Below are 10,956 nucleotides of genomic sequence, written 5' to 3'. Positions count from 1 at the left end.
TGCCGCCGCCGCCCGGCGTCGGAACCGGGGTCGGGGTCGGGGTCGGCGTCGGAGTGGGCGCAGGTGCGGGCGTCGGCGCCACACTCGCATCGTGAATTGCCTGATCCAGGGCGACCTGTGCCGCAAGCATAGCCGCAATCGAGGAGGAAGGTGCCGTCGCATTCGACACTGCCGCCGCATTGTTCAAGGCCGCCTGCAAGGCTGCCGCGAGCGTCGGGTCGGAGACATTCGGGAGTGCCGCCGTGCCCGTCGCGCGACTCGCATCGAGTGCCGCGCGCGCCGCCGTCCAGGCCGGATCCACCTCATAGTACGCGTAAACTGTCAAATCCGTGTTGACCGCATCCGTCGCCGGATCAAAGGCCGTATAACTGCCCGCCGTCTTCGAGAGACCTACGAAGCGGTACTTGCCGTTGTCGAGGTTCTGCGTGAAGTCGAGCGGCAGCGCCGTATAGGCTGTATTCGCCGCGGGCGCCGAACCCTTCCGGAGCAACACGGTCACATTGTTGCTCGCCGTTCTGCCGTCGATGATGCGGAACTTCACCGCCTTATGATAGGTCAGGACGAGCTTGTCGCCGATTTCCGCCGGGAGCTCGTAAATCGCCCCCGGGTTGGTCGCAAAGTCCGCCGGAAGCTGCGAGCTCAAATCCACTGCCGTCAGGGCACCGCTCGCATCTTTTCGGACGGCATAGAGCGCGTAGTCGGTCTTACCGATTGCCGCCGTGTTCAGGGCTGTCGTAATTGTAAAGTCCGCAATCCGCGCCACCGCATCTTCCGGTACCGGGCGGTTTAAGACCGCGCCGTCGGCCGTTCTGGTCAGGCTGCGGAACAGTTTCACGTCGAGCATCCAGCCGAAGCGGAACGAAGCCTCGCCGCTGTTTCCGTCGGCCTGCGAAACCGCCTGTCTGACATCCGCACTCGGCGCACCCTTCTGGAGCTTGATGGTGTAAGTCGCGTTGCTGTTGGTCGCCCAGACATTGTCCTCCGGAAGCTGCGGGCTGTTGAGTGCATCCTGCTTTGTCCGGCGGATGTTCTCCGCGACGCCGAAACCGTTGTCGCTCGACGAAACCTGCAGTTCCACCTGATTCGCGCCGATTACACTCTGATAAATCGGCTCGAAGACCGCGTTGCCGCTCACCGTGACACTCTGACTGCGCAGCGCCGGATTAAAGCCGAGCACACTGCCGCCAAGGAGCTGCCAGCGCACAAAAGCCGCACCGGTGCTGTCGGTCGCATCGGCCGAGAGCATCACAATGTCGCCGCTCTTGGCATCGTCGATTTCTTTCTCATCCGAGACCTGGAGCGTTGCGCTGTCTCTCGTGTGCAGGAGCAGGCGGCCGCTGTTTGCCGGGTCGTTATGGACCTTAACCGTGAAGGTGTCGTTTGCGACCGCAGCGCTCTGTGTCGCCGCCGGAACGGTCGTGCCGTATCCCGCCGCCGCATTTGCCACCGGGTTCTGTGCGCTGCCGTTCGGCTGTGCGACAACCGTATAACTTCTCGTCGGGTCAAGCCCCGTGAAGACCACGCCGCCGGCGCCCGGACTCACAAAGCCCGGTGCGACCGCATTGCCCGCATCGTCAACGAGCGCATACTGGCTGTTTGCATCCGCCGGGTTGACTGTGATCGAAGCTGTGTTGTTCGAGGGATCCGGCACTGCCGTGAGGTTCGGCTGTGTTGCCGGAATCACCGCGAGCGCCTCCGGTCCCTTCTTATTGGCCGGAACCGCGGAAATATTGGTTCCGGCCGCCGGGTTCTGGTCGGATGCGAGCTCATAGATATGATAGGGCTGCCCCGGACGGAGGCCTGTAAAGCTGCCTGTCGAGAGCGCAAGTCCCGTCATTGTCGCGACCACATTGCCGTTCAGATCCGTGACCGTATAGACGCGCGAGATATTCGGCGTGTTGACTCGAAGCTGTCCCGTGCCGTCCGCGCCGCTGACACTTGCGTCCACATTCGGCACCGCAAAAACCGTGTCGCTGAGCGCTGCGATCAGGACAAAGTGCGCGGTATAGCTCGCATTGCCCTGCACCGTCAGACTGCCGAAGTTCTGATCCGTCGACACGAGATTCCCGGCGTTGTCATACCAGCCCTCGAACTGATATCCGGTGTTCGCCGTGACCGTCGGTGCCAGGCTGCTGAGCGCCGTATTCTTTAACACCGATTGCACCGCCGTGCCGCTGATGCTGCCGTTCGCCCCGCTGAAGAAGCGCACCGTGCCCCAGTCGGCCGGGTTCTTTTTGAACACATAGATGTACTTATTCGGCCCCGCAGCCGTAACCGAAAGCGAGTCTGTTCCGCTCAGCTTCGGTCCGTCCGGCGCAGTCCCGCTGGCGTTTGCCTTGTACCAGCCGTCGCCGAGATAGCCGGTGGCCGGTGTCGCCGAAATCCCGTGCAGCGTGAGCAGTTCGTCGAGCGTGTAGGTCTTCGGCATCGTCATCTGCTGTACGAGTACGCCGCTGAGCGAGCCGCCGGTGCCGCCGCCCTCCGTCTTCGCGGTGTAATAGACCTTCGCAAAGGCGCTCGGATTCGGCTGATAGCGCACCACAATGGTCGCCGGATCGGTCGTCGACTCGTACTGGAAACTGCCGCTCGTCGTTGCGGTCGGCTGTGTGAGGTTATGCGGCTGCTGGGTCAGTGCCGCGGAATCCAGCGCGATTGCGCTGACCACCGTGTAGTTCGGCACATAGGGGATGCTGACGGTCGTCAGACTGCCCGGTGCCGTCGGCTTCTCGATAATCGGCCGCGGCACATTGTTGTCCACGAAACCGCTTGCGTCTTCGTCACGCGAACTCTTCAGGACAATGCTGACCATGTTCGTGTAGTCCGGATTCAGTTTGTAAATGTACTTGACCTTGACGTCCTGGTTCGGCATCCACTTGAAGCTGACCGGCGTCGGCGACGTCGCGTTATCCGCCGGCATCTGCAGATCGAAGAGGCTCTCCTCGAGACCCCGCTGTCTCACAAAGGTCTCTGCCGTGCCACCGGCCACGACGGTCTTCGAGAGCGTCTTCTTTTCCTTGCCGCTCATGATTTCCGCCTTGTAGAACACATACTTCGGATGATGCGCCGCTGTATTGTCCTTCGGATTATTTGCATCCGGAAGCAGCGCCGCCGTGAAGCGCGTCGTGCCGTTTTGCACGCCCGCGCCGTCACTCTCCGCGGCATAGAGTTTTGCCGAGCCGAGTATGCCGCCCGCGCCGTCCGGCACCGTCAAGCTGTTCTCAACACTCGAGGAATCCAGATAGACATAGCTCGTCGAGAACTTGAACTTCTGGTTTGTGTCCGGCTCGTAGTCAAACTGCATCGAGACGTTCTGGTTCGGCATGTTGCTGTTCAGAAGCAGCGGACTCGTAATTGTCGGCGGCACCGGGAAGCGCTCGTCTCCGGAAATTGCCGCGCCGTCCGGCCCGAGGCCGGAGGCGCCGGTGACCGCGAAGTCCGCGGCTGCGGTCTTTGTTGCATCCGTGGAGCCTGTGCTCTTCACCGTGACCCCGGTGATTTTATAACCCGGCAGATCCACACTGCCCTTGCTCACAGCGCTCTCAACCACAATGTCGTCATCGCTCCGGTCAAAGGTCCAGGGCGCAAATTCACTTGCCGCATCCGCTTTTCTGCCGTGTGTCGTGAAGAGCTTGTAGTTCGCGCTGCCCATCCAGTTTGCCCGATAGATTGTCTTTTTATTGTACGGGATTACCGGATCCATGCCGCGCGTCAGCTTGACCTCTTCCTCCGACGCAAGGGTCTGGCTCTGCGGAATCAGCTTCGTCCAGCCGGCAAAACTATAGCCTGTCCAGCTCGGCGCTGCCGTTGTCCCCTGCCCCCAGGGCAATGCGGGCTTTCCGCCCGGCAGAGAAGTAGGCCAATCACCGAATGCCGCGATGCCCGTATTGAACGGCGCAATCTCGTTCAACGGCTTTCCGACCTGCCCGCGAATGACATAAAAGCGATTTGTCTGGCTGACGCCGTGCCAGCCGGCGAGGGGAGAAGCCGTGACATGCGGTCCGTTACCAGTATCAAAGATGACCTCCGCATCTCCCGCGGTATAACTTCCCGACGGTCCGGAGTAGCCGTGTTCTCCGGCGTTTTCATACACCGAGTAGTCCGTCGCGCCTGCCGCCTGTGCCGTCAGCAGCTGGGTCGAGAACAGACTCAGCGCGAGGAGCGCGGTCAATGCCCTCTTTCTCAGTTTGTGTCGTTTCATTCTGTTCTCCTATCTATCGGGGCACCGAAGCGGTGCCCCGATATATTCAACGCTGCCATGCGCCGTTTGCATCGACGCGATAGCCGTCCGGCGTGGTCTCATTGACATACATGGAGCCGTGCGGGCGAACCGTGTTCCCCGCCTTGTAGAACCACTTCTCGTTGACCGCATCGTACTCGTAGGTGTACGCGGTCGTCTCCGGGGTGAAGTAGTACCACTTGCCGTTGATCTCCTGCCAGCCTGTCAGCATCACGCCTGTCGTCGAATCCAGATAATACCAGTGTTTGTCCACTTCGTCAAAATGCCAGCCATACTGCATCTTGCCGAGCCAGCCGTCGTGCTCGGTGTTGCAGTAGTACCAGTCACCCTTCTCATCCTTGAACCAGCCGAAATCCATGATGCCGTGGGAGTTGAAGTGATACCAGCCGTTCTTCGTCCGGTCGCCGTTTGCGTAGTCCAGCTTTGCCCAGCGTCCCACCAGACGGATGCCGCCGTTCAGCGTAAAGATCCACTCCGCGTGCTCCGGGTTCACAAGCTGCCAGTTCCCGTTCGTGCCGACGGTATAGCTCGGCTCATAGTCCGCAACAAAGGCCTCCCGACCGATCAGGTTCGGACCGCCCGCCGTGCTGAGGCTGCCGCCGCTCACGGTTCTGCCGCGACCGGCACCGCCGCCGTTTCCGTTGCCGCGGCCGCCGCCACCGCCGGTGCCGCCGGAGAGGCGATTGTTCTGAATCGCACCGTAGTTCGCGTACCGCGGATTCAACTTTGCCTCAAAGATTGCAATCGTGTGCTCGAGCTCCGCAATCTTTGCCGCAATCTCGGCCGCCGTAGGTCTCGGGTTGGTCCGCTCCGCAAACGCGATCACTTCGTTTAAGCCGGTGAACTGTCCCGGCACACCGCGCAGCAAATCCGCTGTCTCGCGGCGCTTCAGGAAGAAGTCGTCCGCAAGACGCTGTGCCCGCCGAATCACATCGTCGAGATCCGTTCTCGCCTGATCGAGCACGGCCTTATTGTTCTCCCAGTAGCCGTAGATGATGGTGCGCTTCCGGATCGGCGCGGACGGATCGAAGACATCGACGGGCTTCCGCCGGTCTGCCCGACGACTCCAGCCCTTCCAGTCGTATTCGACGCCGGTCGCCGTGTCCACCTGGTGCACATCCGCTCCGCTCGGCGTGTCATTTTCCACCGTGTTATAGAAAGTCGTATAGTCGGCATCCTCCGGGGCCTCGCCGCGCCGCACAAGGAAGCTGTAGTGCGGCCAGGGAGCCAGCGCATTCCGCTCGTTCATGAAGGTCAGCTTGAAGGCCTTCGAGTAGACGAGGTAATACTTCACGCCTTCGGTTGCCGTGAATTGAAACAGACCGCCGCTCGCATAGGGATCCGCCGGATTCAGCGGCATCGGCACGAAGCTGCCGGTCGAAGCGTCGTAGTAGACCAGCTGGTAGTCGAGATTGTTCACATCCTCGCGCGAGAGCTGCACATAGGTCGGGAACGTTCTCGGGGTCGCATTGGACGGCGTATTCACGAGACGGCCGTTCACATAGCGCTCCACATTGGTCTGCACTTCAAAGGCCGCGGTAAAGGCTGCCGGGTGATTTGCCGCGTCGATATTCGCCGTGTCGTTCTTCAGCGCATTCGAGGTCGAAGCCGGGACCTTGCGCTTGTTGTAGACAATCTTGTAGCGCACATCCGCGTGGTTCACCTGCATGAGCACCTGATCATCCGGGGTCGTCAGCGCGCTCTCAAGTCCCGGAAGCGCATTCGGATCCAGCGCCATCTCGCCCGGGTTGCCGCCGCGCACTTCGTCCTCGACCGGCGCATTGCCGTTCAGATTGCGCTCATAGTAGGCGGTCATCACGAGGTTCGTGTCCGGCATCGTGAAGTTCAGCGTCGCATTGCTAAGCTGACTGTTGATGCCCGGAATCTGTCCGGTCGTGACGCGCCAGGTCTTAAACGGCTCGCCTGCGCTGTTGACCCCCGGTGCGGTGAGCACGACTGCCTCGCCCGCGTGCGCCTCATCAAAGTAAGCCGCGCCGATTGCGGCGCCGTTCACACTGTCAATCCGGCTCTCGCCGTCCGTCGTCGTGATGCTGAACTTCGGAATTTCGATTTCACCGGCCGGTGCCATGAGAAGCTGTGTGCCATCCGGCAGTCTGCTCAGTACCGTAATATCGTTTCTGCCGTGCGGTCTCGCGACCACCGTATAGGTTTCGTTCGCGCGGAGACCCGAGAAATGAATCGCGCCCGGCGTTCCGGCCTGCCAGCCGTCCGCCTGCGTCTCCGGCGTCGTCACGACATTGCCGCTCGCATCAATCAACGCATAGTCGGCATCGCGGTCTGCCGGATCGATGGTGAGCACCACGCTGCCCTCGGTCTCATCGGTCGGGTCGTAGGTCACCTGATAATTAGTCTCGACAACCGGAATCAGAACTTCGGTCGGATCGCCGATTCTGGAATTCGGCGCTGCCGGGTTTGCGGCAATCACATTGGTGATGTCGTCGCCCGGATTGACCGCGACATCACCGGTCGCCTCGTAGACTTTGTAGCGCGTGCCCGGTGTCTTGTTGTCAAAGTATGTTCTGCCGGTCGTGCCATTCTGCACATCGACCACATGGCCGTCGAGATCGGTCAGAATGTACTTGTAGCCCGGCTTTGTGTCATACGCCGTGACTCTGCCCTTGCCTTGGCTGTCAATGCTGCCCGCAGCGTCCAGACTGCGCGCCGGGAGACCGAAGACCAGCGGATCCGGCACATATTTCGCGCGGTAAATGCCGCCGTTTTCGAGCGTATCGGTAAGCGCCATCTTGTGTCCCGCGAGATCGTACCAGCCGTCAAAGACATAGTTCACAATGCCGTGGAACGCGAGCGAAGCGGTCGGAAGCGCATCACCCCAGATCTTATCCTTCTTTAAGTGCGCGGTCAGCAGCGCACCCGGATTCTGGATGGTATTGCTGTCGTAAGGCGCAAACAGGATGTCGATCCAGTAAGCCGGATCTTCCTCGTAGCAGGCTGTGAGCGTCGTGTCGGCCGGGAACTGCTCGTTGTCCGCGACCAGATGCTCGCCGCTGTCCAGAACGCCGTTGCCGTTGTCGTTGACAATGAAGCCCTTGAAGCGGTAGTACGGCGCATCCGCCGCCGTGACCGTCGGCACCAGACGCTTGGTTTTGACTTCCGCAAAGCTATAGCCCTCCGCGGCGCTCGCGCCCTGCTTCGTGACATCGACTTCGTAGCTGCCGCTTGCGCTGCCCGCGTGCACATCCGGGGATACCTTGGCCGGATCTGCGCCGAGCGTGCCGCCGTTACCCGGGAGGTAGGTGAGCTTGACCCACTTCGACGGATCTCTGTGGTAGGTGAGCAGGAGATCCAGCTCGCCGGACGGCATCGTATAGTTGTAGCTGTAAGGCGCCATCGCATACTGGAAGCTGCCCGTGACACCCGTTGTCGGCGTCACCGCGCCGGCCGGCTCGTTGCTACCGTAGTAGTAACCGTAAATTTCCGGCAGTTCCTCGCTGTCGGCACCTGCAATCGGCTTGGTCTCAATCTTCTGCGGACGGAGCACCTGCAATGCCGTGTCCAGACTGCCTGCGTCTCTGTAGTCCACGACCAGCGGAACACCCGTGCCGTTCGGCATGCAGTAAATCCGAATCTTGACATTCTGGTTCGGCATAATCGCCGTGAACTGGTTGCCGTTCAGATCCGCATCGCGAATCGCGTTCACGAGGTTATCCGGCGTGGTCGGTGTGCTCGCGACATTGCCGTCGATGACCTCGAAGTCCGCGACATCATAGCCGAGCGGCGGCGTCACCGTATAGGCGATGGCCGTCTCGGGGAAGTAACGCACCGGCGCATCGGTCTTTAAGAGAGCGCCCGGCGCTGCCGCCGTGCCGCTGTAATACTCGACCGCAAAATCTGACTTGTCGGACTCCGCAGTGCCGAGCACATAGTGGAGATCCACCGTCGTATCCTGCCCCGGCATGTGATAAATCTTAAACTGCCGCGGCGTTCCCGTGAGTTCCCACGCCGCCTCGGGCGAAGTGCCGCTCGTGCTGAGCTGCGGGGTAATCACGCTGAGCGTTTGACTCGGATCCGGCTGGTAGCCGTGAATGTGCTTGATACCGACCGCCGTCGTGCTGCCGATCGGCGTCGTGACCGGCGAAAGCGTCTGGAAGTTGATGCTGCCGTCCGCATTCGAGTACATCGCATTCAGATCGAAGGTGATGCTTGTATCGTACTCCCACTGCGCATAGTAGGTCTTTTCGCCGCTCTCAAAGGTGAACACCGCCTGGCCGGTCGTCGGGTTTACCGTCAGCACATTGCTCGGATTCGTTCCCGCCTGATCCAGCGTCCACTTGGTAATCTTATAGCCGTAGCGCGACACCACCGGTGTGGTACCCGTAGTGCTGCCGCTGCCGCTCAGCGTGATCGGCGAAGGCGTGCCGCCGTTGCCGTCAAACTTGACTTTACCGATGTTCTTTTTGTAGCGGTAGTAAATCTTTAAGCCGTCCTCCGGTACCTCGGCGTCGGTAACGGCACCCGTCGTCGCATCCGTCTGCGCTGCGGTGATTTTATTCGACGGATCGGTGACAATCGAGTCAAACAGCCACTCTGTGCCGTTCGCCGTAAACTTGGGTCTCTGATCCGTGCCGCCCGTCTGATAGTGGCCCGGCACGGTCGAAGCCGCATAACTGAAGGTAGCACCTATGGTCAGATCCTCCGGGTTGGTGCCGCCGAAGGCCGGCGCATGGGCAATCGGATTGCCGTCCAAATCGACTACGACGCGCTCCACCTTCTGTGCTCTCGCCTCAAGACCCACGCCGATAATCTGCCCGGAAGCATCTTTTTTGAGCCATTTCAGAACGCCTACGGAGGGCTCATCCTTCGTGAAGCAGGTCGCATTGCCGGGCTGCCCGGTAATCTGAATCGTTTCGATCTGCTGGTTCGGATCCGGCAGCTTTTCGGTCGTAAAGCCGACCGTCGAGCCGCTCCGGAGCGGCGCCGTCGCATCGACATGGAGGCCGTCCTTCACATAGAGGTTCTTCGGCTCCTGAATGTTCGGCGCGCCGGCAACCGGTGACGGTTTTTCCATTGTGTTCCCGCTGATATTGACGGCGCCCGCGAGTTTTAAGCTGCCGCCCTGGAACGAGACCGCACCGCGCTTCTTCTGCTCCGCCGCGCCGCCACCGGGCGGTGTCACCGTCTCCAGATACCCCTTGTTTCCGGTAATCGTGACCGGCATACTGCTCTCAGCGTCGCTGGTTGCCGTTGTAGAGACTGTGCCGCCCTTAATATCCAGCGCGCCGTTTCCGGCGCCGGTGACCGTGAGCTTTGCGCCGAGGTTCAGCACACCCGCGGAAGCCGTATTCTTCAGCAGCGGCTCTGTTTCGCTGCCGTTACCCTGAAATGTCAGGTCGTCAATCGTGACCGGCCGCGCGCTCTGGTTGTTCTCAAAGAGCGCCGCGGTGCTGCCGCTCGGCGACTGAATGGTTTGCGTCCCCGCGCCGAAGCCGATGGAGGTCCCGCCGCTGGTGATATCCGCACTCGTGATGGTAAGGGTACCGGAACCTGCACCTGAGCCGATTACCATAGGGCCGCTATCCGTGACATTATAGTCCTCGATAAAAATGGTCGCATTTTTATTCTGAGAAAGCTGCAGTGCCCGCGCAAAGGTCTTGACCGGTGCATCGAAGTTTCCGTTGTTTGTGTCTGCACCGTGTGCGGAGGAAATATAGATTGCCGCCTCGGCATAGGTGTAGGCGACGCGCTTATGAAGCGTCTCACCGGGGTGCAAGCGGATTTTCCACGAGTAAGAGATGGAATAATCGGCATTGCTTAACTTCTTTCCGGTAATTTGGGCCATTGTCATTGATGTGCCCTCAACTCCGGTGGTCAACGATCTTTGAATTCTTGAATTAAAACCGCCAATCCACTTGGAGTCAGAGGCCGTCACGCCAAGGTTATCATCCTTCAGAATAACGTTTACCGTGGCATTTTCTCCATGCTTTCTCGCATAAAAGCCTCGGTCGGTCACCACCATGTCCTTTTGTAATGAATTGTTGACCTGAAAATCATAGGCCATCGAAACATAAAAGTCCTGCCCGGCAGCCGGAATATCCTCTCGGCCGTAGAAGTAGTAGTCCGCAATCATGTACTTGCCGTTCGCGGTAGTCTTGACCAGAGACTCCACGGTGCGATGATCGGAAGCCCCTCCGAAGCGCGTGGTTTCCACCGCGCCGTTTTTCGCGATTAGCGGGTTCATATTCTGGTTCTGCCCCGCCGGCAAAGCGTTCCCGGCGCTGAGCTCCGCCTGTCTCTGCCCGAGCTTTGCAATGTAAAACTGATTTCCGCCGGTTGTAACCAGTGAGGTCGGATTGTAGCCCCCCGACTGCTGTAATATCAGGAAGTTCGAATTCACATTCGCTGCCGGCATGACTAGATAAAGAGGTATGCCGTATTCTTGGTAGGTGATGGATTGTCTGGTATTGTCGCGATTAATACCAGACATATTATAGCGATAGGAAGTCACACCTCCTTCACCAAAGTCTCCGCTCACCTTCCAGCTCGATTCCATATTGTCCGTCGACTCGGTTGCCGGAAGTGTCTCCGGCTGCAACTCCGTCGCCGCCTGCGCGGTCAGCAATCCTCCGCCGCCCGGTGCGAGCAGTGTCAGCGCTGTGGTCAGCGAGAGCAGTCCGGCGAGAAACCGCCGCCCGAGCCCCTTTCGCCGCTTGCCTGTTGCTTTTTTCATTCTCTCACTCCTT

2 protein-coding genes are annotated in these 10,956 nt (G+C 60.0%); both read right to left on the bottom strand.

The genetic code is table 11. The annotated features are described in order from the left end of the window. On the bottom strand, window positions 1-4,198 hold a 4,198-nt coding region (locus tag HMPREF9623_RS10630; protein WP_009533866.1), incomplete at its 3' end, for an InlB B-repeat-containing protein. Window positions 4,199-4,244: 46 nt separating this feature from the next. Then, window positions 4,245-10,943, bottom strand: coding sequence for an N-acetylmuramoyl-L-alanine amidase family protein (locus HMPREF9623_RS10625; RefSeq protein ID WP_009533865.1), 6,699 nt, complete (start codon window positions 10,941-10,943; stop codon window positions 4,245-4,247). Window positions 10,944-10,956 lie beyond the last annotated feature (13 nt).

Source organism: Stomatobaculum longum, from assembly GCA_000242235.1.
GTDB classification, from domain to species: Bacteria; Bacillota; Clostridia; order Lachnospirales; family Lachnospiraceae; genus Moryella; species Moryella longum.
The sequence above is the reverse complement of the archived record's forward strand: the minus strand, read 5'-3'. Positions and strand labels throughout refer to the sequence as shown.

Excerpts from the sequence above, each read along its gene's own strand:
- HMPREF9623_RS10625 (WP_009533865.1), bottom strand. The coding sequence starts at position 10,943 with ATGAAAAAAGCAACAGGCAAGCGGCGAAAGGGGCTCGGGCGGCGGTTT.